Source organism: Streptomyces sp. NPDC107575 (assembly GCF_055657265.1).
The window spans coordinates 1029800-1054074 of the sequence record NZ_JBVKBG010000003.1 but is presented as its reverse complement, the minus strand read 5'-3'; the positions used below and the strand labels follow the sequence as shown (position 1 = coordinate 1054074).

The 24275-nt window shown below is 72.0% G+C and carries 20 protein-coding genes and 1 tRNA gene; 11 read left to right on the top strand and 10 right to left on the bottom strand.

Annotation, left to right across the window (positions count from 1 at the left end):
* Positions 1-81 precede the first annotated feature (81 nt).
* The 3 genes from ACZ7L4_RS17990 to ACZ7L4_RS17980 are packed head-to-tail and all read right to left on the bottom strand — an operon-like array spanning position 82 to position 1358.
* Complete coding sequence (locus ACZ7L4_RS17990) at positions 82-318, bottom strand: DUF397 domain-containing protein (protein ID WP_472103538.1); 237 nt, start codon at positions 316-318, stop codon at positions 82-84.
* On the bottom strand, positions 311-502 hold the full coding sequence (locus ACZ7L4_RS17985) for a DUF397 domain-containing protein (RefSeq protein WP_472103537.1): 192 nt from the start codon (positions 500-502) through the stop codon (positions 311-313). Before ACZ7L4_RS17985 ends, ACZ7L4_RS17990 begins: the two co-directional genes overlap by 8 nt.
* A gap of 10 nt (positions 503-512) precedes the next feature.
* On the bottom strand, positions 513-1358 hold the full coding sequence (locus tag ACZ7L4_RS17980; RefSeq protein WP_472103535.1) for a helix-turn-helix domain-containing protein: 846 nt from the start codon (positions 1356-1358) through the stop codon (positions 513-515).
* Between the two features lie 216 nt (positions 1359-1574).
* Between ACZ7L4_RS17980 and ACZ7L4_RS17975 the strand changes: the two genes are divergently transcribed.
* Complete coding sequence (locus ACZ7L4_RS17975; RefSeq protein ID WP_472103533.1) at positions 1575-2066, top strand: ATP-binding protein; 492 nt, start codon at positions 1575-1577, stop codon at positions 2064-2066.
* Positions 2067-2333: 267 nt separating this feature from the next.
* On the opposite strand, the gene ACZ7L4_RS17970 is transcribed toward ACZ7L4_RS17975, so the two are convergent.
* Positions 2334-2406 (bottom strand) — tRNA-Arg (locus tag ACZ7L4_RS17970).
* Positions 2407-2739: 333 nt separating this feature from the next.
* Here ACZ7L4_RS17970 and ACZ7L4_RS17965 point away from each other — a divergent pair.
* The 5 genes from ACZ7L4_RS17965 (at position 2740) to ACZ7L4_RS17945 (ending at position 9843) form a co-directional block, all read left to right on the top strand.
* Entirely contained in the window at positions 2740-4383 is a 1644-nt protein-coding gene (locus tag ACZ7L4_RS17965; protein ID WP_472103531.1) for a dynamin family protein, read from the top strand.
* A 62-nt stretch (positions 4384-4445) separates the two neighbouring features.
* Entirely contained in the window at positions 4446-6419 is a 1974-nt protein-coding gene (locus ACZ7L4_RS17960; RefSeq protein ID WP_472104050.1) for a YfjP family GTPase, read from the top strand.
* A gap of 124 nt (positions 6420-6543) precedes the next feature.
* Positions 6544-7050 carry a single-stranded DNA-binding protein gene (locus ACZ7L4_RS17955; protein WP_472103529.1) on the top strand — a complete coding sequence of 169 codons (507 nt, stop codon included), beginning with the start codon at positions 6544-6546 and terminating at the stop codon, positions 7048-7050.
* Positions 7051-7359: 309 nt separating this feature from the next.
* Complete coding sequence (locus ACZ7L4_RS17950) at positions 7360-8859, top strand: Cys-Gln thioester bond-forming surface protein (RefSeq protein ID WP_472103527.1); 1500 nt, start codon at positions 7360-7362, stop codon at positions 8857-8859.
* 156 nt (positions 8860-9015) lie between these two features.
* The gene (locus ACZ7L4_RS17945) at positions 9016-9843 is read left to right on the top strand and encodes a cutinase family protein (RefSeq protein ID WP_472103525.1); all 828 of its coding nucleotides are present in this window, start codon (positions 9016-9018) and stop codon (positions 9841-9843) included.
* 59 nt (positions 9844-9902) lie between these two features.
* Here ACZ7L4_RS17945 and ACZ7L4_RS17940 read toward each other — a convergent pair whose 3' ends face one another.
* Positions 9903-12956 carry an AfsR/SARP family transcriptional regulator gene (locus tag ACZ7L4_RS17940; RefSeq protein WP_472103523.1) on the bottom strand — a complete coding sequence of 1018 codons (3054 nt, stop codon included), beginning with the start codon at positions 12954-12956 and terminating at the stop codon, positions 9903-9905.
* 262 nt (positions 12957-13218) lie between these two features.
* Here ACZ7L4_RS17940 and ettA point away from each other — a divergent pair, with 262 nt between their 5' ends.
* Genes ettA through ACZ7L4_RS17925 form a run of 3 tightly spaced genes read left to right on the top strand, consistent with a single transcriptional unit; the run spans position 13219 to position 15982 of the window.
* Entirely contained in the window at positions 13219-14883 is a 1665-nt protein-coding gene (gene ettA / locus ACZ7L4_RS17935) for an energy-dependent translational throttle protein EttA (protein ID WP_472103521.1), read from the top strand.
* Positions 14883-15302 (top strand): acyl-CoA thioesterase, encoded by a 420-nt coding sequence (locus ACZ7L4_RS17930; protein WP_399230890.1) that lies wholly within the window; start codon positions 14883-14885, stop codon positions 15300-15302. The genes ettA and ACZ7L4_RS17930 overlap by 1 nt, the downstream gene beginning before the upstream one ends.
* On the top strand, positions 15299-15982 hold the full coding sequence (locus ACZ7L4_RS17925) for a DUF8010 domain-containing protein (protein ID WP_472103520.1): 684 nt from the start codon (positions 15299-15301) through the stop codon (positions 15980-15982). Before ACZ7L4_RS17930 ends, ACZ7L4_RS17925 begins: the two co-directional genes overlap by 4 nt.
* A 164-nt stretch (positions 15983-16146) precedes the next feature.
* Here the strand turns inward: ACZ7L4_RS17925 and ACZ7L4_RS17920 are convergent, their stop codons facing one another.
* Positions 16147-16551, bottom strand: coding sequence for a globin (locus tag ACZ7L4_RS17920; protein ID WP_385769381.1), 405 nt, complete (start codon positions 16549-16551; stop codon positions 16147-16149).
* A 104-nt stretch (positions 16552-16655) separates the two neighbouring features.
* Here ACZ7L4_RS17920 and ACZ7L4_RS17915 point away from each other — a divergent pair, with 104 nt between their 5' ends.
* On the top strand, positions 16656-17648 hold the full coding sequence (locus tag ACZ7L4_RS17915; protein WP_472103518.1) for a methyltransferase domain-containing protein: 993 nt from the start codon (positions 16656-16658) through the stop codon (positions 17646-17648).
* A gap of 33 nt (positions 17649-17681) precedes the next feature.
* Here the strand turns inward: ACZ7L4_RS17915 and ACZ7L4_RS17910 are convergent, their stop codons facing one another.
* Genes ACZ7L4_RS17910 through ACZ7L4_RS17895 form a run of 4 tightly spaced genes read right to left on the bottom strand, consistent with a single transcriptional unit; the run spans position 17682 to position 23905 of the window.
* On the bottom strand, positions 17682-18998 hold the full coding sequence (locus ACZ7L4_RS17910) for an FHA domain-containing protein (protein WP_472103516.1): 1317 nt from the start codon (positions 18996-18998) through the stop codon (positions 17682-17684).
* A gap of 58 nt (positions 18999-19056) precedes the next feature.
* Complete coding sequence (locus ACZ7L4_RS17905; RefSeq protein ID WP_472103514.1) at positions 19057-20403, bottom strand: vWA domain-containing protein; 1347 nt, start codon at positions 20401-20403, stop codon at positions 19057-19059.
* A gap of 47 nt (positions 20404-20450) precedes the next feature.
* Positions 20451-21734: a PP2C family protein-serine/threonine phosphatase gene (locus ACZ7L4_RS17900; protein WP_472103512.1), complete on the bottom strand. Its 1284-nt coding sequence runs from the start codon at positions 21732-21734 to the stop codon at positions 20451-20453.
* A 2-nt stretch (positions 21735-21736) separates the two neighbouring features.
* Positions 21737-23905 carry a serine/threonine-protein kinase gene (locus ACZ7L4_RS17895; RefSeq protein ID WP_472103510.1) on the bottom strand — a complete coding sequence of 723 codons (2169 nt, stop codon included), beginning with the start codon at positions 23903-23905 and terminating at the stop codon, positions 21737-21739.
* 10 nt (positions 23906-23915) lie between these two features.
* Between ACZ7L4_RS17895 and ACZ7L4_RS17890 the strand changes: the two genes are divergently transcribed.
* Positions 23916-24230, top strand: a complete 315-nt coding sequence (locus ACZ7L4_RS17890) for a hypothetical protein (RefSeq protein ID WP_472103508.1) — start codon at positions 23916-23918, stop codon at positions 24228-24230.
* Positions 24231-24275 lie beyond the last annotated feature (45 nt).

Here is a 24275-nt window from a genome sequence, read left to right as displayed (position 1 = left end):
TGTTCGTCTGGTCGATGTCGAAGCAGGGGAGGCGGAAGAGTGCCTGGGGGTGGGGGTTCGTCAGGACCCGGCATTGGTTCGCTAGGCCCCGTCGACGAAGTGGTCGAACTCGCCAGCCTGGATGCCACGTGCGAAGGCCTCCCACTTGGCCCGTGTCGTAGTGACGACGTTGCCTGGGGCGGAGGTTTCACGCAGGTACACCAAGTTGCTGTCGCCGAAGGCGATTTCGATCCAGGGGCCGGGGCCGGTTGCATCGTCGGGCGCGGCTCGCTGCCAGGTGAGGGCTTCGGGGACGGCTATCGGGAGGCCGTCAGCCACGGCGGGAGGTGTTCCGCTTCACCATGGCGAGGAGCGCGGAGAAGGCGGCGGGGGTGGCGGTGACTATGGATTCGCGGGGGTCGGCGGACTCGGTCAGGAGCACGCGGTTGGCGTCTGCGGCGACGTGGACGCAGGAGTCGCCTTGCGCGCAGTAGGACGACTTCTGCCAGGTGGGCGTGGGCATTGGAGCTCCTTCACAGGCTCTTGGCGACGGTGTGGATGAAGTCTCGTGAGGCTGACGTCGGCAGGGCGATGGCTTCCATGCGCTCGATCAGCACGCGGTACTTGGCCAGCTGGGCTTCTGCGTCCAGGAAGACGGGGCCGTGCGACTGGTCCAGGTGCACGGTGTCGAGGCTCGGCACGGGGCCGTGCGAGTAGAAGATCGACTGCCCGGATCCGGCGAAGGAGCCCGCGCTGAAGGGGAGCACCTGGAGCACGACTCCGGGCCGTTCGCTCATGTCGAGCAGGTGATGGAGTTGCCTCTTGGCGACGGCAGGCCCGCCCAACTGCATGCGCAGCGCGGCCTCATGGATGATCGCTTGGTAGGGCGTCGGCTCCTCCCGGAACAGGACGGCCTGCCGCTTGATGCGGAACGAGACGCGATGCTCGATCTCCGGCGGCGCGATGGCGGGAACGTCCTGACGGAAGATCTCCCGTGCGTGCTCGGCGGTCTGGAGCAGCCCGGGGATGTGCACCGTGATGGCCGTGCGCATGCGCCGAGCGTGGTGCTCCACTTCGGCCAGGTCGAGCAGCGCGGCGGGCAGTATGGCGCGGTACTCCTCCCACCAGCCGCGTACGCGCTCGTTGGCCATGCTCGCCAACGCGTCGACCAGCGCGGCGTCCGCGCAGCCGTAGTGGCAGGCAAGTGCTCGTACACGGTCGGGGCTGACGCCCATGCGTCCAGACTCGGTATTGCTGACCTGGTTCTGCTTCACGCCGAGTAGTTGACTGGCCTGAGTGGAGGTCAGTCCGGCGCGCTCACGCAGTTTGCGCAGCTCAGAACCTAGGCGTAGCTGACGCCCTGCCGGGTTGCTCCGCACTGACTCTGCGCCTCCTTGGCGACGCTGTCACCCACAAGGATGGCGCCTAAGGGTTTTTCGCTCTTATCGATAAGAGTTTATCCCAGCTCCGCTACCTTCAAATCAGGCGCCTCGCCCAGAAGCATCCCGCTCGACGGAGCGACCTGGTCACTGGGCACCGGCTGACGCGTTCCACTCGGCCGGCACTCCAACTCGCCTGCTCGAAGGGAGACTTCCATGACCACCGTATCCCCGCTTCCGGCCGGCTCCGGCCTGTTCCCGGGCACGTACGCCCTCCAGCTGCCCCACGACCCTCGCGCCCCCGGCATCGCCCGCGCCATGCTTCGCATGGTCCTTGAAGCGCACGGCAGGGCTGAACTCGTCGAGGACGCCGAGCTCTTGAGCTCGGAGCTGCTGACCAACGCGCACCTGCACACCACCGGCCCGTACACGCTGCGTCTTGGCCCTGGCGTCGCTGACCCGGGGCGGGTTCGTGTGGCCGTGTGGGACGACGACCCGAAGATTCCCCCGGGATTCGAGCGGGGCGGGCCGCGCGCGGATGCGTGTGCGGAGGGTGGGCGCGGGCTGTTTCTCGTGCGGGCCTATGCGGATGACTGGGGTGCGTACTCGTTCCCGGGTGGGCGGGGTGGGAAGCTGCTGTGGGCTGAGTGCGGGGGCGCGGACCGGCTGGGCGGCGGCGCGGGGAGTGGGGCTGCCCTGTGCTGGTGAACGCAGCCTCCACGGCATCCGGCCGGGAGGGGCTGCCTGGCCGGATGGCGCAGCGCGAACCCCGCCCGATTCGCGGAGCTGACCGAGGCCGCTCAACGCAAGCTCTACGACGCGTTCCGGCTGGAGGTCCGCTACAACCGGATCCACCGTGAGATCGGATTGACGGTCACGATTCCGGCCGCGCTCGCCGCCGATCTGGGTGAGCTGACCCGCCGCACGGTCATGCCGTCACCCGGCCACGCGCACGGTGACCAGCCAGGATTTGAGCGCCCCCGGCAGGACTCGAACCTGCGGCCAAGCGCTTAGAAGGCGCCTGCTCTATCCACTGAGCTACGGGGGCCGGTGTGTGGCCGGTGGCTTGGTCGGGGGACGTGGGGTGATCCGTGACCTTGCCGGGGACAAGGATAGGGCTCCCGGGTCCCTGCCCTTGCTGCTTCGCCTCCGCGGCACGATGTGGAGGTTCAGTGAAGCGGTCCCGATAATCGCAGGTAGGTACGAATCCTGCAGCGCTTTTGGCGTCATACGCCTCGGGTGTTGTGCACTCGTTATGCCTGCGCCCCCAGTCGCCCCTTCCGTCCCGCTGTGTGCTTCCTGTGCCGTATCGCGTGACTTATCGGCGCGCAGGCATGGTCATATGCTTCATAATGCGGCCAAAATTGGGCATTCTTCACGTGTGGTGACCTTGGACGTTCGGCCTCAGCTGCTCGACGCAATTACCGCGCTGCGCGACCGTGTCGCCGCCGCGCGCTTTCCGCTCCCGCTCGCGGGGGCGCCACGCGCGCGTGCCAACCGCGGCGAGCTGCTCGCACAACTCGACGACTATTTGGTGCCCCGGTTGCGGGCTCCCGAAGCGCCCCTGCTGGCCGTGGTGGGCGGGTCGACCGGCGCGGGCAAGTCGACCCTGGTGAACTCCCTCGTAGGGCGTGTCGTCAGCGAGGCGGGCGTGCTGCGGCCCACCACGCGTACTCCGGTCCTCGTCTGCCATCCGGATGACCACCACTGGTTCTCCGGGGTGCGGGTGCTGCCCGACCTCACGCGCGTATGGATGCCCAAACAGGCCGACGGCGGCCCGGAGGGGGAGGGCGAGGAGGAGGACGACCTCGAGCCCGTTCCCGACGAGGAGGCGCGCGTGCTGCGCGTGGAGACCTCGGGGGTCCTGCCGCGCGGGCTCGCGCTGCTCGACGCCCCCGACATCGACTCCCTCGTCGCCGAGAACCGCGTGCTCGCCGCACGGCTCATCAGCGCCGCCGACGTGTGGGTCATGGTCACCACCGCCTCCCGGTACGCCGACGCCGTGCCGTGGCGGCTGCTGCGTACCGCCAAGGAGTACGACGCGTCCCTGGTGACCGTGCTCGACCGCGTGCCCCACCAGGTCGTCGCCGAGGTCTCCCGGCAGTACGGCGCGCTGCTCGCCAAGGCCGGGCTCGGCGAGGTGCCGCGGTTCACCGTGCCGGAGCTCCCGGAGTCGACCGGCAACGGCGGGCTGTTGCCCGCCACCGCCGTCGCCCCGCTGCGCGCCTGGCTGACCCACCGCGCCCAGGACTCCGAGGCCCGGGCCCGCGCCGTGGCCCGCACCGCCCGCGGCACGCTCGACTCGCTGCGCGCCCGGATGCCCGAACTGGCGTCCGCGGTCGCCGCGCAGCACTCCGCCATGGTCCGGCTCACCACCGCCGTGGACGACGCGTACGAGTCCGAGCACGCGCGCGTACTGGAGCGTTTGCGGAAGGGCGGCGTGCTCTCGGGGAACGCCCTGAAGCACTGGCGGAGCTACCCGGCGGACTGTGCGGCCGGTGAGCTGCTCGACGCTCTCGTGGAGAGTCTCGGGTCCCTCCTGGCGTGTGCGGTGACCGCGGCGGACGAGCGGGTCGACGAGGCATGGCGCCGCGAACCGGGCGCGCGTGCCACCGAACTCCGTAGGCAGGGCCCCGAGTCCGACACCGTCGAGCAGCGCATCGGTCTCGCCGTACGGCGCTGGCGGCGGGTGCTCGAGGAGTACGCCGAGGAAGAGGTGCGGGTCGCGGCGCAGGCCATGGACGGTTCGCCGCCCGACGCCGAGGCCGTCGCGGCGCTCGTCGCCACCGGCCTGCTCGGCGGTCGCCGGGGCAGGGCCGCGGGCGAGAACCTCGCCGAGCGGATCGGCGCGCAGGGTGCGCTGCGGCTGCGTGACCGGGGCGGGCAGCTCCTGAACGAGTACCTGGACACCGTGCTCGGCGCGGAACGCGAGCGCCGGCTCGCGCCGCTCGAAGCGCTCGACATCACACCCGAATCCCAGGCCGAGTTGATCGCGGCCCTTTCGCTGCTGCAGAAGGTGAGGTGAGGGCGCTGAGCGCCGCCGTCACGGATCAGACCGGTCCCGACCCCAGGGATCCCGCAGACTCCATCACAGGCTCCGTCAACCCCGTCAGTCCAGGCGATCCCGCCGGCTCCGTCGGTTCCGTCGATGCCGCGAGTTCCGTCGATCGCGCCGATTCCGCGGATGATGCCGATCTCACGGATCTTGCGGACAATCTCGGGGAGGCGGGAGGGCCGGGGGACGTGGCGTCCCGCGAGGCCGTGTCGGCTGGCGGTGAGGGTGCCGCCCACGGCGTCGGGATTCCCCAGGGACGTACGGAGTCCACCCCCTGGGACGACGGTCTCATCGCGCGGCGTGTCGCCAAGCAGGGCGGCGAGGCGGCGGTGCCGGCCGGATCGGGGACGTACGACGGGCAGTTGAAGCAGCGGCTCGACGCGCTGCGGGAGCTCGTCGGGCTCTCGCGCACCCGGCTCGACGGGACGACCCTCGCCGAGGCCGGACAGGTGCTCGACGAGGCCGCGGCCCGGCGGAGGCTGTCGTCGCGGCACACCGTCGTCGCCATCGCGGGGGCCACGGGGAGCGGCAAGTCGACGCTGTTCAACGCCCTCGCCGGGATGCCCCTCTCGGAGACCGGGCTGCGCAGGCCCACCACCTCCGCGCCGATCGCGTGCAGCTGGACGGACGGGGCCGCCGGGCTGCTCGACCGGCTCGGGATCCCCGGGCGTGCCCGGCGGCGCCCCGCGCAGGTGCAGCCGGGGCAGCAGGGAGAGGCGGCGCTCGATGGGCTGGTGCTGATCGATCTGCCCGATCATGACTCCGCCGCCCTCGAACACCGTGAGCAGGTCGACCGGGTGCTCGGTCTCGTGGACGCCGTGGTGTGGGTCGTCGACCCCGAGAAGTACGCCGACGCGATGCTCCACGAGCGGTATCTGCGGCCCATGGCGGGGCACGCGGAGGTGATGTTCGTCGTGCTCAACCAGGTCGACCGGCTGCCCGGCGACGCCGTCGAGCAGGTCCTGGACGATCTGCGGCGGCTGCTCGACGAGGACGGCATCGCGCTCGGCGAGCACGGGGAGCCAGGCGCCACGGTGCTGCCGCTCTCCGCCCTCACCGGTGAGGGCGTGGACGACCTGCGCGACTGCCTCGACCAGGTCACCACCGAACGCCGGGCCGCCGCGCGCCGGATCGGCGCCGACGTCGACGCCGCCGCCGACCATCTCAAGCAGGTGTACGCGACCGGGCGGCAGAGCGGGCTGAGCGAGGAGGCCCGCGAGGAGTTCGCGGACCGGCTCGCCGAGGCCGTCGGCGCGGCCGCCGCGGGCCAGGCGGCCGAGCGGGAGTGGAGCCGGGGCGCCAACCGCGCCTGCGGCACGCCGTGGCTCAGGCTCTGGCGCTGGTACGAGGACCGGCGCGCGGCCGGCTCGACCGTCACGGCCCCCGTGGTCCCGGCCGACGACGAGGAGGTCACGGCCCGGCAGCGCGTCGAGCACGCGGTACGGGTGGTCGGCGACGCCGCCGCGACCGGGCTGCCCGCCGCGTGGGGGCAGGCCGTGCGGGAGGCCGCGACGCGGGCCGGGGAGGGGCTGCCCGAGGCGCTCGACGAGCTGGCGTCCGATGCCGCGTCCGATGTCGCTTCCGGCGCCGGGGCCGAGCACCTGAAGCCGGAGCACGGGGCCGGGCGCCCGCCGCGGCCCGGCTGGTGGCCGGTCGCGGTGTTCTCCCAGGTGGCCATGACGCTGCTGCAAGTCCTGGGTGTGCTGTGGCTGTTGGGGCAGCTCGTCGGGGTCTTCTCGGCGAACCTCGGCGTGCCGCTCCTGCTGGTGCTCGCGGGGCTCGTGGGCGGGCCGTGCGTGGAGTGGTCCTGCCGGATGGCGGCGCGGGGGCCCGCGCGGCGGTACGGGCAGGAGGCCGAGCGACGGCTCAGGGACGCGGCCGCGGCCTGCGGCAGGGCGCGGGTGCTCGACCCCGTCGCGGCGGAGCTGCTGCGGTACCGGGAGGTGCGGGAGCAGTACGTACGGGTGACCGGGGGAGTGACGGGAGTTTCCACAACCCGCGGGTAGGCCACAGGCGTCGGCGGGGATCGCGGCGCGGGGGCACTCTGTGATCGCGGCTCGGGAAGGGCTCGGGCCGCACACGGACGTCGCGGCCGAGCCGGGCCGGGCGGGGGTACGGGAGGGGTTCCGGATGAGCAGCGAGACGATGGTGACCGTGGTGGGGAACGTGGCGACGACGCCGGTGTTCCGGGAGTTGCCGACAGGGCCGGTCGCCCGGTTCCGGCTCGCGGCGCACACCCGCCGCTTCGACCGCGTGCAGAACACCTGGGTGGACGGGCACACCAATTTCTTCACGGTGTGGGCCTGGCGAGCGCTGGGGACGAACGTGCAGAGTTCCCTGTCGCTCGGTGAACCGGTGATGGTGCAGGGCAAGTTGAAGGTGCGTGACGAGGAGCGGGGCGGGCAGCACTGGACGTCGGCGGACATCGAGGCGGTCGCGATCGGGCACGATCTGTCGCGCGGCACCTCCGCGTTCCGCCGGGTGCAGCAGCCTCGGGTGGAGAGCGCGCCGCGGGGTGACTCCCCGTGGGACGTGGCGAAGTCGGACGTGGTGATGAAGTCCGACGCAGCGAAGCCGGACGCAGGGAATTCGGATGAGGTCGAGCCCGACGTGGCGGAGCCGCAGCCCGTGGGATGACCGTGGCCGAACTGCGGCTTATCGGCCCCGACATGCTGGTGATTTGTCGATAAGCCCAGCTCGGAAACGGTGTTGGCGATAACGATTGCGATTCGGATCGGTTGCCGGAAGGCGGCTCCGGGGATCACTGAAGATCATTTCCCTAGGATGCCGAGCGTGACTCCGGGGCTCGTCGGGACCTCTGCGCACCAGGTGCAGCGACGGGACGGGAGTGCAAGGGCCAGCCGAATCACTGTGGTTGGCGTTGATTCTGCCGGCGGGACACCACCCCCCCCATGTGACCACCCGTCCCGCCTGAAGGGGAATTTCGTGTTTTCTGTGTGCTCACGGACCGCACGGCGTGGACGAGGCGCAGCCCGTCTCGCCGCGGCGGCCCTGATGTCGGGACTCATGGCGACAGGGGCGATATCCGGCGCGGGCGTCGCGCAAGCCGACGACGGTGCCACGGAGCAGAGCGGTGCGAGCGCCACTCTGGCCGGCCTGGAGACGTACGGCGCGGCCGTGATCCACGAGGCCGGAAAGGACGAGGAGGTGTCGGCGGGCCTGTTCCGGATGGCCGTCGACGACGGCGGGACGCTCCAGACGTACTGCGTCGACGTCCACAACCCGACGCAGCCGGACGCCAAGTACCGGGAGACCTCCTGGTCCGGTACGTCGCTGCACGACAACGCGAACGCGGGGCGCATCCGCTGGATCCTGCAGAACTCGTACCCGCAGGTCAACGATCTCGCGGCGCTCGCCCGCAAGGCGCACGCGGGGAGCCTCACCGAGCAGGAGGCCGCGGCCGGGACGCAGGTCGCGATCTGGCGCTACTCGGACAAGGTCGACGTGGACGCGGTCAGCCCCGCCGCCGAGAAGCTCGCCGACTATCTGCAGCGCAGCGCGCGTGACCTCGCGGAGCCGCAGGCCTCGCTGACCCTGACGCCGCAGGCCGTCTCCGCGCGGCCCGGCGACGAGGCGCCGCCCTCCGCTTCGCCCTCCCCGGACGGGTCGAAGTCCGGAGCCGGGCAGAGGGTCGGCCCGGTCACGGTGCACACGAACGCCGACAGCGTCACGGTGATGCCGCCCGCCGAGGCCGCCGCGGGCGGGGTGAAGCTGGTCGACGAGAAGGGCGAGCCCGTCACCACCGCGAAGAACGGCAGCCGGATCTACTTCGACGTACCCAAGCGCGCGAAGGCCGGTTCGGCGGAGCTGACCGTGCAGGCGTCGACGACGGTTCCGGTCGGCCGTGCCTTCGCCTCCGACACCAGAAGCCAGACGCAGATCCTCGCGGGCTCCAGCGAGTCCACGGTCTCCGCGACCGCGACGGCGACCTGGGCGGGCGAGGGCGCCGTGCCCGCGCTGTCCGCGCGGGAGAACTGCGCGAAGGGCGGCGTCGACATCACGACCGCCAACAACGGGGACGCGCCGTACACGTTCACGCTGATGGGCACCCGGTACACGACCCCGGCCGGTGAGACGCGGACGGTGACGATACCGCTGCAGGAGGACCAGGCGTACGACTTCACGATCAAGGGGCCGCACGGCTTCGAGAAGCGGATACGTGGCGTGCTCGACTGCGCGACGACCTCGCGGGCGGGCTCCGCGGCGGACGGCGGCCTGAGGACTCAGGCGACGACGCAGCCGAGCCCCGCCTCCGTCGGCGGCACGGGGGCCGGCGCGGGCACCGGCACGGACCTCGCGGAGACGGGCAGTTCGAACGCGACGCCGATCATCGCGGGCATCGCGGTGCTGCTGGTCCTGGTCGGCGGGGCGTCGGTCGTCCTGGGCCGCAAGAAGAAGTCGCCGAGCGAGGGCGACGGCGAGTGACGGTGGGTGCCGGGGGCAGTCTCCCCGGCACCAGATGAGCGCGCCACCCCCGTCCCACCTGCGCTGTCATCCACATGTCAACGGGATGTGATCACCGGTCCCTAGCGTCGAGTGCGTTGGTTGACCGGTACGTCCACAACCCGAGGGGGATCGCACATGTCGACAGCGCGCATGTCGAGGAAGAGCAGGGCGGCGGGGGCGGTTCGCGCCGTTGCCGTGGCGGCGGTGCTGACCGCAGGCAGCGCGGTCGCGTTCGCGCCGGCCGCGCACGCGGACGGCGCGGAGCACTACTACATCGAGATCGGCGGCACCGGCCGGACGACGAACGAGGGCGGTTGCCCCAACACCAACTCCTCGTACAACACCGCGAACGACCGGCTCGGCCTCGGCGCCTCCGCGATCAAGGTCTGCTACCCGGCGACCGCGGGCCCGATCATCGGCCCCAACGGCGGACTCGTGGAGCCGCCCGCGCAGGTCAACCCCGACGCCCTCACCGCGCCCACCTACGACGCCAGCGTGCGGCTGGGCATCGAGCGGGGGCTGAAGGCGGCACAGGACACGCACAACGCGCACCCCGACGCCCGGCTCACGATCACCGGCTACTCCCAGGGCGCCCAGGCGGCGGACGTGGTGCTCCAGCAGATCGCGAAGGGCGACACCGGCATTCCGAAGTCGCAGGTGGACGGCATGCTCTACGCCGATCCGATGCAGCCGGACACCGGTTTCGGGGCCCGTGTCCCCAAGGGGCTCGGCATCCCCGGCGTGGCCTCCGCGCCCGGCGCGGGGCCGACGGACTTCGACGGGATCCCGGTCAAGCGGTTCTGCATCGTCGGCGACCCGGTGTGCGACCTGAGGTCCCTGGCCAACGCGCCCAGGTACTTCGACCTGCACCCGCTGTACCCGGAGGTCGCGATTCCCAAGAGCCTCGACCAGGGCGGGCAGAACGGCGTTCAGTGGCTCAACCCGAACGGGGACCCCGTGTAGGGCCGTAGAGCCGTAGGGCCGTAGGACCACCTGAAGGATCGGGGGAGTGGTCCGGCCGGTTACTGGCCGGCCGGACCATCCCCGTCCTGGGCCTGTCTTCGACCGTCGAGGTCGCCGAGGACGCGGGAGATGCGAGCGCGGTTGGCGTCGGCGACGGGGAGGGCGGTGCCGCGTTCGAAGAAGTCACGGGAACCGGACAGGTCCTCGGCCACGGCTTCGTGCCAGAGCAGCCGGTGCCGCAGCGCGATCTCCGGGGCGGTGTCGGTCGCCTCGTCCAGGACCGTGCGGGCCCGGCGCCGCAGATCCGCGGACGCCTCCGGATTGCCCAGGTCGGCCTCCGCGGTGGACAACCGGTCGAGGGCGGCGGCGTACAGCGGGACGTCGCCGAGACGGCGGGCCAGGCTCTCGGCCTTCCCGAGCGTGCCGACGGCCTCGGTGGGCCGCCCCAGGTCGAGTTGGAGCCCGCCGAGGCGGAGCAGGGTCTTGCCGAGGAGCCGGGGGCTGCCCGCCTTCTCGGCCAGGGCGATCGCCTTCAGATAGCGGTCGTACGCCTTGTCGTGCTCGCCGAGCTGATGGTGCATGTCGCCGGCCCGCGTCATGATCGAGCCGGTGAGCCAGTCGTCGTGCGTCAACCCGCCCGCCAGGCGCAGCACTTCGGCGAAGTGCTCCATGGACTCGGCGATCCGGCCCTCCAGATTGGCGAAGGTGCCGAGACCGGCCGAGGCGCGGGCCTGCTCATGGTGGTCGTCGGCGCGGCGGCTGATGTCCAGCGCCTCGGCGAACCAGGCGCGGGCCTCGCGGTATCGGCCCTGAACCCCGTACAGGATGCCGAAGCCGATGCGCAGGGCGGAGTCCATCCGGCGGTCGGTGGCCTGTTCGAGCAGCGGGAGCAGCATCTCCAGCGCGGTGCGGCACTCGTGGAAACGGCCCTGTCTGGTGAGGTAGTCGACCAGGCCCTCGGCGATCCAGCAGGCCTCGTCGATCCGGCCGACGGCGACCGCCTGGCCGACCACGTCGACCAGTTCGCCGCCCGCCTCGTCCAGCCAGGCCGTGGCCTCCTCCCAGCCCGTGAAGGGGCCGGTGCCCTGCGGCCCGGTCGGGGTGGACGAGGTTCCCCAGTCGCTGGCGCAGCGGGTGGCGGCGACGTACAGCCGGAACACGCGTTCCCGTGCCGCCGAGGCCTCGTCGGGGGACGTGGTGGCGACGCGGCGGGCGTAGACGGCCACCAGGTCGTGCAGGCGATAGCGGTCGACGGTCACCCGTTGCGCCAGGCTCGCCTCGGCCAGGTTCTCCAGGGCGCGCTCGGCGTCGGCGGGCGGCCGGTCGAGAAGGGCGGCCAACGTCAGCCGGTCGAGACGCACGGTGGGCGACAGGCCCAGGACGCGGAAGGCGCGCTGCTCGGCGGTCGGGAGCTGGGCGTAGGAGACGCCGAACGCGGCTTCTACGCTGCGGTCCTCCACGGCGAGTTCGTCGAGGCGGCGTTCGTCGTCGGTCAGCCGGGCCGCCAGGGCCTCCACCGCCCAGGGCGGACGGTCCTGGATCCGCGCGCCGACGATCCGCAACGCCAGGGGAAGCCGCCCGCACAGGGTGGCCAGCTCGCGTACGGCGCTCAACTCGCGCGCGGCGGCCCGGTCACGGTCGGCCGGTGCTCCGGCCTCCGTGGCCGCTTCGTCCTCGGCCGCCCCCTCCTCCTCACTCTCACTGCCGACCATCCGGGTCAGCAGCTCCGTCGCCTCGTCGATGCCGAGCGGGGACAGCGAGACCCTGCGGTCGACGTCGAGGCCCGTCAGGCGCCGGCGGCTCGTCACCATCACCAGGGAGCCGGGCCCGGCGGGCAGCAGGGGGCGCACCTGTTCGGCGCGGGCGGCGTCGTCGAGTACGAGGAGCAGGCGGAGGGACGCGGTGGCCGCCCGCCATGACGCGGCGAGCTCGTCCAGGTCCTCGGAGTCCTGCCCCTCGCCGGCGCCCACCGCCCGCAATAATCGGCGCAGTACGCGCTGCCGCCCCGCCGTCTCGCGGTCCTCGCGGTGCCCGTGCAGCTCCACGAACAGGCAGCCGTCGGGGTACCGGCCGCGCAGGGCCCGCGCCGCGCGCACGACCAGGGCGGTCTTCCCGACGCCTGCCATGCCGTCGACCGCCCGGACGGTGACCTCCCGGTCGTCGGCGGGCGCGACGAGCAGCTGGTGCTGCCGCTCCCGGCCGGTGAAGTTGCTGGTGTCGACGGGCAGTTCGTAGCGTGCGCGGTGCTTGCGGGGCGAGTCGTCGGTACGCGGCCGGGGCACGGTCGGCCGTCGCGACGCGGCGTCGTCGAGCGGGGACGGGTCGTCGCCGCGGAGCACCGCCGCGTGCACCCGGCGCAGCTCGGCGCCGGGCTCCACGCCTTGCCCGTCGACCAGGCGGCGCCGCACGGTCGCGTACACGTCCAGCGCGTCGGCCTGCCGGTTCGCGGCGTGCAGGGCGCGCATGAGCAGGGTGGCCAGGGCCTCGTTGTACGGGTGGGCCGTGGTCAGGGAGAACAGTTCGGCCAGGGCCTCGGCGTGCCGACCGGAACGCAGCAGGCAGTCGGCCTTCTCCTGCGCCGCCAGGAGCCGCTGCTCCGTGAGCCGCAGCCGCTCGCCCTCCGCGAAGGGCCCGGGCAGCTCGGCCAGGGGCTCGCCGCGGAACAGTTCCAACGCGCGTGACCACGCGTCCACCGCGGCGCCGAGATCCCCGGAATTCCTCGCCGCGTGCGCCTCGGCGGCGCCCGCCTCCCACCGGGCCACGTCCACGGACGCGCTGCCGGGTACGAAGCGGTACCCGCCGCGCACCGTCTCGATCACGGAACGTGTCTGCCCCGGGAGATCCAGGCGGCGGCGTAACCGGTGCACGTACACGGGGATCACCCTGGTCCCCGTCCCCGGCGGCTCCGTCCCCCACACCCCGTCGAGCAGTTGCTGCCGGCCGACCGTCCTCCCGGGCCGCAACAGCAGCGCCACCAGGAGCGCCTGCTCCCGCACCGGCCCGAGCTCAAGCGCGCCACCGCCGCGCCAGGCCTGGGGCGGCCCGAGCAGAGCGAAGTGCGGGCGTGGGTCCTGCGGGTTCACTTCCGTGGACAACTCGCTCGGAATCGGCACGCGGCGAGCGTACCCACCCCTTGATCGCCCCCGTCCCGCGATGCACCGACCCCCACAAGACCTGCACGCCGAGCACGACGCACAGTGACCACAGGGCTACCAGGTCACGGTGAGAACCCCCAGTTCAGGGGTCCGGGGCGATACGGGTTTCCGCCCAGCGGTGGCTGTACGGCAAGATGGGGTGTATCTGCCCTCACGCGGTGGAGCCGCAGCACGCGGGCCCCTTACTGCGATACACACTTCGACTGCCGGACGGTTTCTCTTGGCTGAGTTCATCTACACCATGCGCAAGGCGCGCAAGGCGCACGGCGACAAGGTGATCCTCGACGACGTCACCCTGAGCATGTACCCCGGGGCGAAGATCGGCGTTGTCGGTCCGAACGGTGCCGGTAAGTCGACCGTGCTGAAGATCATGGCCGGGATCGAGCAGCCCTCGAACGGTGACGCGTTCATCTCTCCCGGTTACAGCGTCGGCATCCTCATGCAGGAGCCGAAGCTCGACGAGTCCAAGACCGTTCTGGAGAACGTGCAGGACGGCGCCGCCGAGATCATGGGCAAGCTCAAGCGCTTCAACGAGGTCGCCGAGCTCATGGCGACCGACTACAGCGACGAGCTCATGGAGGAGATGGGCAAGCTCCAGGAGGACCTCGACCACGCCGACGCGTGGGACCTCGACGGTCAGCTGGAGCAGGCCATGGACGCCCTGGGCTGCCCGCCCGGCGACTGGCCCGTCACCAACCTCTCCGGTGGTGAGAAGCGCCGCGTCGCGCTCTGCAAGCTGCTCATCGAGGCGCCCGACCTGCTGCTCCTCGACGAGCCCACCAACCACCTCGACGCCGAGTCCGTGAACTGGCTGGAGCAGCACCTCGCCCAGTACAAGGGCACCGTCGTGGCCATTACTCACGACCGGTACTTCCTCGACAACGTCGCCGAGTGGATCCTCGAGCTCGACCGCGGGCGGGCCATTCCTTACGAGGGCAACTACTCGACGTACCTGCAGAAGAAGTCCGAGCGCCTCAAGGTCGAGGGCAAGAAGGACGAGAAGCGGCAGAAGCGGCTCAAGGAAGAGCTCGAGTGGGTGCGGTCCAACGCCAAGGGGCGGCAGACCAAGTCCAAGTCGCGTCTTGCTCGTTACGAGGAGATGGCCGCCGAGGCCGACAAGATGCGGAAGCTGGACTTCGAGGAGATCCAGATCCCGCCGGGCCCGCGTCTGGGCAATGTCGTTGTCGAGGTCGAGAACCTCGGCAAGGCCTTCGGCGACAAGGTCCTCATCGACGACCTGAGCTTCACGCTGCCGCGCAACGGCATCGTCGGTGTCATCGGCCCGAACGGTGCCGGTAAGACCACCCTGTTCAAGATGCTGCAGGGCTTCGAGACGCCGGACACCGGTTCCATCAAGGTCGGCGACACGGTCAAGATCTCGTACGTCGACCAGAACCGCGCCAACATCGACCCGAAGAAGACGCTTTGGGCCGTCGTGAGCGATGAGCTCGACTACATCAATGTCGGGCAGGTCGAGATGCCGAGCCGGGCGTACGTCTCGGCCTTCGGGTTCAAGGGGCCCGACCAGCAGAAGCCGGCCGGCGTGCTCTCCGGCGGTGAGCGCAACCGCCTGAACCTCGCGCTCACCCTCAAGCAGGGCGGCAACCTGCTGCTTCTTGACGAGCCGACCAACGACCTCGACGTCGAGACCCTGTCGAGCCTCGAGAACGCGCTGCTTGAGTTCCCCGGCTGTGCCGTCGTCGTCTCTCACGACCGGTGGTTCCTCGACCGGGTCGCCACGCACATCCTCGCGTACGAGGGTGACTCCAAGTGGTTCTGGTTCGAGGGCAACTTCGAGTCCTACGAGAAGAACAAGATCGAGCGGCTCGGCCCGGACGCCGCGCGTCCGCACCGCGCCACGTACAAGAAGCTGACCCGCGGCTGATGGCTCGCCACGTATACGCCTGCCCCCTGCGTTGGGCCGACATGGATGCCTACGGGCATGTCAACAACGTGGTTTTCCTTCGGTACTTGGAGGAGGCCCGTATCGACTTCCTGTTCCGGCCCGACAAGGACTTCCAGCAGGGGTCGGTCGTGGCGCGCCATGAGATCGACTACAAGCGGCAGTTGGTGCACCGGCATCGGCCGGTCGACATCGAGCTGTGGGTGAGTGAGATAAAGGCCGCCTCGTTCACGCTCTCGTACGAGGTCAAGGACGAGGACGTCGTGTACGTGCGTGCCTCGACGGTCGTCGTGCCGTTCGACTTCGAGGCGCAGCGGCCGCGCCGGATCACCGCCGAGGAGCGGGAGTTCCTCGGCGAGTACCGGGACGACGCGGACCGTGCGGAGGCGCTCGTCGCATGAGCGCGCCCGAGCTGTTCCTGGCCGACCGGGGGGAGGCGGCGGACCTCGCCGCCTTCCTCGGCCGGCTGCTGCACTACGACAAGGCGGCCGCCGTGCGGCTGCGGGCGCAGGCCGGTGGGCAGGCGCTCGCGGTGTTCGGGCGGCCGCCTTCGTTCGAGGTGCTGGCCGTGCGTACGGCGCGGCTGCTGAAGCCGTACGAGAACGGGATCGAGGACGCGCTCGATGTGACCGTGTCGGCGGGGGAGTTGCTCGACTCGCTCGACGAGGGGACGGCCACGGCCACGGTGCCTGCCGCTGTCACCGGGCCGCCCTGGGCGGGTGTGCTGCCGCCGGTCGGTGGGTGGGAGCGGGTGGACGGGTTTCCGGATGCGGATGCGTTGCGCGCGCTGGTGAAGGCGGCGGTGGCCGAGTTCCGGGCGCGGGTCGAGGAGTTGGCGCCGCAGGAGCGTACGCGTGGTGAGCTCGACCGCATTGGCGGGGAGGTCTGGTCGCGGGAGATCGGGGGCACGGGGGCGCCGGTGCGGATCGTGCATGCGGCGGCGTCTCTTGGGTTCCTGCGGGGGGATGAGGTCGACCTGTTGGCGGCGGGGGCGTGGGTGCGGTTGCGTACCGCGTACGGGTCCGTGGCGGTTCGGCGGGCGTCGGCCACGTTGGGTGGGATTTCCCTCAGCCCCGCGTGAGCGGGGGGCCGGGACGGCGTTGCGGTCGCGGGGCTCTGCCCCGGGCCCCGCGCCTCAATCGCCGGCGGGGCTTGAAAGATCGGGGCTCTGCCCCGGACCCCGCTGCTCAATCGCCGCAGGGGCTTGAAATGCTCACCCGCCGCACCGGCGGCTTGAAGGCGGTGTCAGCCCGCCGTGTTCACCATCGACGCCGCCGCGTATGTCAGGTAGTTCCACAGCGTGCGCTCGTGTTCCTCGGAGAGGTTCAGGTCCTCCACCGCCACCCGCATGTGCTTCAGCCACGCGTCGTGGGCCGCGCGGTCGACCTGGAAGGGGGCGTGGCGCATGCGCAGGCGCGGGTGGCCGCGGTTGTCGCTGTAGGTGCGGGGGCCGCCCCAGTACTGCATCAGGAAGAGGGCGAGGCGTTCCTCGGCCGGGCCCAGGTCCTCCTCCGGGTACATGGGACGCAGCAGTTCGTCCTGTGCGACGCCCTCGTAGAAGCGGTGCACGAGGCGGCGGAACGTCTCCTCGCCACCCACCTGCTCGTAGAACGTCTGCTCCTGGAGTGTGTCGCGCGGGATCTCAGTCACCCCTCCATGCTCTCAGACGCACCGGACCAGGACCCGGGTCCTAGGCCCCCTCCCGCACCGGAACAGGGCTCGCCGATTCCGTTGCGGCGCAGGACAGTGGACATATGGGCGCAGAGCACACCCGGGACCTCGAGCAGCTCGCCGTACGGGCGCGGGCCGCGCTCGTGCGCGAGATCGATCACAGTGGCGCCTGGGACGCGGACCCGGTGTGGCGGGAGGCGTTCGAGGAGGTGCCGCGCCACCTGTTCGTGCCGTACTACTTCGTGGGTGTGACCGGAGGGTACGAGCGGTTGTGGGGGGAGCATCCCGATCCGGAGCGGCGCGAGCGGTGGCTGCGCGGGGCCTACGCCGACGAGCCGCTGGCCACCCGGCTGCGGGACGGGGAGCTGGTGTCGTCGAGCAGCCAGCCGTCCCTGATGGCGCGGATGCTCGCGGAGCTGCGGGTGCGGGACGGGGACCGGGTCCTGGAGATCGGGGCGGGGACCGGGTACAACGCGGCGCTGCTCGCGCACCGGGTCGGTGCGGGGAACGTCACGTCCGTCGATCTCGATCCGGAGATTACGGAGTCCGCCAGGGCCCATCTCGCCGCCGCCGGGTACCGGACGGCCGTCGTCACCGGTGACGGGGCGCGGGGCTGCCCGGAGCGGGCGCCGTACGACCGGATCATGGCGACGTGCGCGCTGCCCTCCGTGCCGGTGGAGTGGCTCGGGCAGTGCAGGCCCGGCGCGCGGATCCTCGCGCCCGTGTCGACCGGGCTCGTGGCCCTCGACGTACGGGACGGGGCGGGGCGATCCGCGCAGGGGCGGTTCCTGCACACGCCCGCGTACTTCATGGCGCTGCGCGGCGGCGCGGGCCGGGCGCCCGAGCCGCGGGGCGGGGGACTGCCGCACCCCGTGCTGCGCGACGAGTCGTTCCGGTTCCTGCTCGCGCTCGCGTCGGGCCGCATCGACCCGCGCGACGTGCTCGCGCTGTGGGAGCGGGAGGGCAGGCCCGAGCGCGAGCGGTTCGGGGTGACCGTGCGGGACGACGGCCGCCAGTGGGCGTGGCTCGACGATCCGGAAGGACCCCACACATGGCAGTTGCCGGGCACCCCGTAGGGCACCCGGCAACTCCGCCACGACTCCGTGGGTTCAGCCGCGCCGGATCGTGATCGTCGTCCACGCTCCGACGTGCACCCGGTCACCGTCCTGCAGCGGGACGGGGACGAACGGCTGGATCGGCTCGTCGCCGCCGTTGACCGTCGTGCCGTTCGTCGAGTTCTGGTCGACGACCGCCCACGTGCCGTCCGGCTGCTGCACGAGCACCGCGTGCTGGTGCGAGACGCCCGGGTCCTCCGGCGGCACCGACAGGTCGATGTCGGGGGACTCCCCGGTGGAGTGCCGGCGCCGGCCGATCGACAGCTGGTTCCCCGTGAGCCGGCGCTGCTGCTCCGGCGAGTACGCGGGCAGGTTCAGGCCCGAGGCCTCGGGGCCGCTGCGCTGCATCATCGCCATGAAGTAGTCGCGGTCAGGACCGATCGTCGCCGACCACGTCATCGGGCCCTGCGGCTGCGGCGGCTGCTGCTGGAACGGCGGCGGGGTCGTCGAGGGCCCCGCGGGCGCCGAAGACGGGTCGGACGGCGGCGGGATCATCCAGTCGTCCCCGTTGGTCCCACCGGGACCGCCCGGACCGCCGAACGACGGGTTGGGCGGCGGGGGCGGCGGGCCCTGCGGGTCCTGGTGCTGCGGGAAGCCGGGCGGCGGGGGCTGCATGGGCCCCGGCTGCACGGGCTGCGCCGGTCCCTGCGGCGGGCCGGGCAGGCCGTGCGGACCGGGCGGCGGGCCCGGCTGCGCGGGCGGCGCCGGAGCGGGGGCCGGAGCCTGCTGCTGGAAGCCCTGCGGGGCCCCGCCACCGGTCTCGTGCGACCCGGGGCCGTCGAAGGACGGCGGCGGAGGCGGCGTCTGGCCGTTCGGCTCGTGCCCGAACGGGGACGGCGGGATCGGCTCCGCGGGCCGGTTCATCTGCGAGGGCCGCGAGCCCTGGTACTCGTACGAGTCGGGGCCCGGAGGCTGCTGCTGGAAGTGCAGCGCCGGGTTCGGGCCCTGCGGGTCCTGGGGCTGCTGCTGCGGCGGGAAGCCGGGCGCACCCGGTCCGCCCTGGCCGCCCGACGTGGGCAGCGGCGGGTTCGGGGCCGCGGGCGTGTACGACGTCGCCGTGTTCGTGAGGAAGTTCCAGCGGCACTCCTCGCAGAACGGCGCGCCGCCCTCACGCGGTGTGCGGCACTGCGGGCACAGTTCGGGCGTACCGGCCCCACCCTGCGGCGCCTGCGGCGCGGCCGGCTGCGGATAGCCGTAACCGGCGGCCGGGGGCGGCGGAGGGGGCGGGGGCACGGCACCGGCCATGCGGTGACCGCAGACCTCGCACCAGTCTTCGGAACCCGACTGGTGTCCGTTCGGGCAGGTCGGCATGTCGGCGCTTCCCCCTCTCCTTCAAGTGCAAGCAGGGCTTGCCGTAGTGCGTGGGTGGTTATTTTTTGACGCGAACCGTCTTGGTCGACCGGGTCTCGAGAGTCATCTCGTCGGCCTCCGCGACCTTCGCTTTCAATCGAACAGTACCTTCCGCGGCGTCCACCACGTCCACCACCTTCGAAAGCAGCTTGGCCGTATCCGCGTTCCCCGAGAGGGCCGCCAGCTGCACCGCGCGGCCCAGCTTCGCGGTCGCCCCGTCCGCATCGCCCGACTTTCGTGCGTCGAGTCCCTGCTGGATGACTTGTGCCAGTTCGGCCTGGCCCGTGTAGTGGGCGACCTGCGGGTTGATCGACGTAGAGGCCACCATGTCGTCCGTCCACACCGCACGTACGAGGCCCTGCGAGAGGGTCTGCGCCGAGCCGTCCGGCTGCGGGATCACCAGGGAGACCCGGGCCGCGAGCATCTCCTGGCCGAGATCCGCTTCAGGCACCCGCACGCACACGTGGTAGTCGCGCGACTCGTCGCCCCAGGAGCCCGTGGGGTAGTCGCCTGCGCGCGGGCCCGCCTCGGTGCGGCGGTCCGTCAACTCCTCGACGGTGGGCGCGACTTGCTTCACGAACTTGATCTCGGAGCCGAGCGGGGTCCACAGCCGCAGGGCCACGTCGGCGATCTCCTTGCCCATCGCCGTCTCCATCATCTGCGTGAAGTCCTCGGCGAGATGGGCCGGGTCGGCAACGATGTCGGCGGTGCCGAGGAGGGCGGAGGCGATGCCCGTGACCTCCTTCACCTCCCAGTCCGTGCCGACGCCGCGGGCGTCGCAGGTGAAGCGGCCCGCGCACGCGTCCAGAGAGGCCCGCAGATCCTCCGGCGCCTCGTGCTCGTTGCGGCCGTCGGTGAGCAGGATGCCGTGCCGGATCGACACGTCCGCCGAGGCGAGGAGGCGGTCGGCCAGCTGCAGCCAGGTGCCGATCGCGGTGCCGCCGCCCGCGGAGAGCTTGCGCAGCGCCTGCTTGGCCTGCCCGCGGGTGGTCGTGTCCGCGACGGCCAGGCGTCCGTTGCCCGGGTAGATCTCCTTGGCCACGTGCGCGCCCGCGATCACCGCGAAGTGCACGCCGTCGCGCAACGCGTCGATCGCGGCGGCCGAGGCCTCGCGCGCGCCGCGCATCTTGGTGGGCGGGTAGTCCATCGAGCCGGAGCAGTCCACCATCAGCGCGACCGCGGCGTCCGTGCCCCCGCTCGCCACGCTGTAGAGGTGGGGAGCGGTGACCGCGCCGCCCACGGTGCCGCCCCCGGTCGAGGTCACCGTGACGATCGCGTTGACGTCGCGGCCGCCCTCCGGCAGGAATTCGTTCTGGTAGACCTCGACGGCGAACTGCGGCCGCTGCGATTTCGAGAAATTTGCCATGGTGTCATGTCCCCCCTGAACAAGACCATTTGTGCGGCTTTCCCGCGCTACGCCGATCCTGCCCCCGACTGCGGCACAGGGAACGGCAGCACCGCCACTGTTACGTTGTCGTGGCCCCCGCCGTCGAGGGCGTGGCCGACCAGGACCTGGGCGCCGTGCAGCGGGTTGCGGGCCGCGTCCGCGGGCAGTACCCGGGCCATCTCGTCGGCCGACTCCGCGTAGTTCCACAGCCCGTCCGTGCAGACCACGACCACGCCGGGGCGGTCCGGCTTGAACGAGGCGGTGTGCGGCTCCAGTTCGTACGCGTCCGCGCCGAGCCAGCCCGTGATCGCGTGCGCCCGCTCGTCCGCGTACGCCTCCGCCTCGCTCATCAGGCCCGCCGCGACCATCTGCGCGGCCCACGAGTCGTCCTCGGTGAGCCGGGCGGCGGGCGCCTCGCGGTCGTCCGGCACCCAGTAGGCCCGGGAGTCGCCGATCCAGCCGACGATCAGCAGCTCCTTGGTGACGACCGAGGCGACGAACGTGCACGCCGGCGCGTTCTGGTGCGGCTTGTGCTCGCGGGCCGTCTCCGGCTCGTCCGCCAGGGCGTTGACCGCCTCGGCGGCCGCGACGATCGACTCGTGCATGGCCTGCTGCGGGTGCGTGCCGCGCGGCAGCGCCTCGTGCAGCGCCTCCGTGGCGGCGCGGGACGCGGCGAGCGAGGCGTCGTCGGGCCGGGTCGCCGACGACACTCCGTCGCAGACCACGGCGACGACCGCGGCCGAGCCGTCGGGCAGCGCGGCCGAGGAGATCGCGAAGAAGTCCTCGTTCCTGTGGTGGCGCAGACCCCGGTCGCTGACCGCGGCGACCGCGCCCAACTCCTGCTCCATGTGGTCGCGTTCGCGGGGCTGGGCGTGTCCGCAGTTCTCGCAGTAGCCGTCCGGGTCGACGTGCCCCGAGCGGCACGCCACGCACAGCTTGGTGCCGGCAGGCGGCGTCGCGGCCCCCAGTTCCGCGGGCGTCGCGGTGCGCGGGTCGGGGGCGGCGATCCGGAACCCGTCGTCGGCCGGCGGGCCGTCGAAGCGGACCGCGGCCGGGATCTCGGTGCCGCCCGAGTCGGTGCCCTGCAGATCGGTCGGCAGGTGCACCGGCGCGGGCAGGTCCGAACTGTCCAGGTCGGGGGCGGCGGGCCACTCGACGGACGCGGGCTCCTCCGCGGCGTCCTGTGCCCCTGGTCGCGGAGCCGACGACAGGTCGTATCCGCATGCCCCGCAGAAGCGATCGGCCTCCTCCAGAGGCTCCTCGCAACTGGGACACACCGACATAGCGGCCGCCTTGTGCGTCTGCGACATCCTCACACCCACGTCCGGGGGCGGTAGCGGTTGGCCCGCTCCACCAGTTCGATCCTCTCCTCGCCGCGCTGAGCGAGCCTGGCCAGAGTCCGGTACGAGCGTTCAAGACCGAGGCGGAGGCCGCGCTCGTCCAGATCGCTGCCGAGCACCACCGTGCGCACGGGACCCTGCGGCGGACCGGAACCCTGCCTACCGGAGAGTACCCAGTCAAGTGCCGTGCCGAGCACCTCGGTGGACAACTGCTCGCGGCGCACCGCGTCGAGGCCGAACGCGTCGAGCGCCTCGACCTGTCCCGCGGCGGCCGTCAGGTCGTGCAGCAACGGGTCCCCGTTCAGCCCCTGGGCCGTCCGCCCGCGCAGCCGTGAGCGCACCGCGGCGACCCGCGCCGCCGTGTAGTGGATCGACGACTCGGGCACCGACTCCAGGGTGTGCACGGCGCCGCCCCGGTCACCGGACGCGAGCTGCACGCGCGCGAGGCCGAACGCCGCGCTGACGTAACTCGGATCCGTCGACCACACCAGGCGGTAGTACTCCGCCGCGTTGTCCAGCTGGCCGAGCACCTCCGCGCACACGCCGAGCGCCAGCTTCGGCGCGGGCTCGCCCGGGAACGCGTCGTATATGGCGTCGAAGGACAGCGCCGCGTTCGTGTGGTCCCCGGTCGCGAGCGCCGCGACGCCCCGGTACCAGACCACCCGCCAGTCGTCGGGATGGAGGGCCTCCAGAGCGGCCAGGCCCCGGGCCGCCGAGTCGAGTTCGCCCATTTCGAGGCGGGCCCGCAGCTCGCGCAGCCGCAGTTCGAGGGAGTCGGCGGGCGCCGCGTGCAGGGCCGCGATCAGCTCGGCGGGCGCCGAGGCCATCAGGCCCGCGAGGAATCCGGCGTTCGGATCGCCCGGGTCGACGCGCGGCACCGGCAGCGCGAGCGCGGTGCCCTGCGTCTGGAGCGGCTTGACGAGTTCGGCGGACGACGGCGGCAGGGCGGGTGCGACCGGCGGCGGTGGCAGCGCCGCCGCGGCCTTCCGCGAGCCCCGGCCATTGCGTGCGCGCACGGGGGCCTCGCGCGCGCCGAGCGGCGACACCTCGCCCTCCAGCAGGCCGAACAGCTCCGTGTCCGTGACCTTCACCTCGGGCCCGAACAGCGTGGACAGGGCGGGCCGAGGCCGGTTCGTCTGGAGCGCGACGACCTCGCGCAGGACGCCCGTCAGCTGCTCCGCCATCTCCTGCGCGGAGGCGAAGCGGCGGGCCGGATCCGGGTCGGTGGCGCGCACGAGGAGCCGGTAGAACGACTCGTACGTGCGGAACACCTCGATGTTGTCGGGGTCGGGCAGGGAGTCCACGAACACGTTCGTGTAGCCCTGGAAGTCGAAGGTGAGCAGCGCGAGCGTACGGGCCACGGTGTAGAGGTCCGAGGCGACGGAGGGCCCCAGCTCGGCGACCTCGGGCGCCTGGAAGCCGACCGTCCCGTAGATCGCGCTCTCGTCGTCGTCCATCCTGCGGACCGCGCCCATGTCGATGAGCTTGAGCTGGTCCTCGGTCTGGATCGCGTTGTCCACCTTGAAGTCGCAGTAGAGGAGATTGCGGCTGTGCAGATGGCCGAGCGCCTCAAGCGCCTCGATGCCGTACGCGCACGCCTGCTCCACCGGCAGCGGGTCCCGCCTGCCCTGCGGGGTGCGCCGCTCGTTGGCGATCTCCTTGAGGGACTTGCCGCCCACGTACTCCATGACGATGTAGCCGTCCAGGGAGCCGGTGCGCTGGTCGAGGTGCTCGACGAAGTTGTAGATGCGGACGATGTTGGAGTGCTCGATCTCCGCGAGGAAGCGGCGCTCCGAGATCGCGGCGGCCATCGCGTCCTGGTCGCCCGTGTCGAGCAGGCCCTTGAGGACCACCCAGCGGTCGGACACGGCCCGGTCGACCGCGAGATAGACCCAGCCGAGGCCGCCGTGCGCCAGACAGCCCACGACCTCGTACTGGCCGTGCACGACGTCGCCCGTGTCGAGCTTGGGCACGAAGGAGTACGGGTGGCCGCACTTGGTGCAGAAGCCTTCGGTGCGGCCCGGCCGCTCGCCCCGCGAACGGCCCACCGGGGCCCCGCAGTCGGAGCGTGAGCAGAACCGCTTCCGCTCGGGGACCTCGGGGTGCTCCTGCACCATCGCGCGCGGATCGGGCCGCGGCACGTCCGGAACGTTGACCAGACCGACGCCGAGCCGCGCCCGGCCCGAACCGCTCGCGCCCGCCCCCGAGCTGCGCACCGACACCGAGCGCGAGGTCGAACTCCCCGACAGGGAGCGGGAGAGCCGGCCCGAGACCGACCTGCGGGACTGCGAGGAGCGCGCCGACGTCCTGGCCGAGGCCCGCGAACTGGAGCCGGAGCTCTGCGAACCGCGCTGCCCGCCACCGGCGATCCCGGTCGGCGGCGACGCCACCATGCCGGTCTGCGACACCACAGGGGCGAGCCCGCACATGTCGCAGTACAGCTCGCCGCCGCCCATGTCCTCGTAGGAACCGGAACAGCCGGGCCGCTGGCAGGAGGACGCCGCCGCGGGG

What these genes read in the sequence shown, in the direction of transcription:
- ACZ7L4_RS17925 (WP_472103520.1), top strand. Translation starts at nt 15,299, where the DNA reads ATGAGCGCGCCCGAGCTGTTCCTGGCCGACCGGGGGGAGGCGGCGGAC.
- ACZ7L4_RS17975 (WP_472103533.1), top strand. Translation starts at nt 1,575, where the DNA reads ATGACCACCGTATCCCCGCTTCCGGCCGGCTCCGGCCTGTTCCCGGGC.
- ACZ7L4_RS17905 (WP_472103514.1), bottom strand. Translation starts at nt 20,403, where the DNA reads ATGGCAAATTTCTCGAAATCGCAGCGGCCGCAGTTCGCCGTCGAGGTC.
- ACZ7L4_RS17910 (WP_472103516.1), bottom strand. Translation starts at nt 18,998, where the DNA reads ATGCCGACCTGCCCGAACGGACACCAGTCGGGTTCCGAAGACTGGTGC.
- ACZ7L4_RS17915 (WP_472103518.1), top strand. Translation starts at nt 16,656, where the DNA reads ATGGGCGCAGAGCACACCCGGGACCTCGAGCAGCTCGCCGTACGGGCG.
- ACZ7L4_RS17955 (WP_472103529.1), top strand. Translation starts at nt 6,544, where the DNA reads ATGAGCAGCGAGACGATGGTGACCGTGGTGGGGAACGTGGCGACGACG.
- ACZ7L4_RS17985 (WP_472103537.1), bottom strand. Translation starts at nt 502, where the DNA reads ATGCCCACGCCCACCTGGCAGAAGTCGTCCTACTGCGCGCAAGGCGAC.
- ACZ7L4_RS17930 (WP_399230890.1), top strand. Translation starts at nt 14,883, where the DNA reads ATGGCTCGCCACGTATACGCCTGCCCCCTGCGTTGGGCCGACATGGAT.
- ACZ7L4_RS17900 (WP_472103512.1), bottom strand. Translation starts at nt 21,734, where the DNA reads ATGTCGCAGACGCACAAGGCGGCCGCTATGTCGGTGTGTCCCAGTTGC.
- ACZ7L4_RS17945 (WP_472103525.1), top strand. Translation starts at nt 9,016, where the DNA reads ATGTCGACAGCGCGCATGTCGAGGAAGAGCAGGGCGGCGGGGGCGGTT.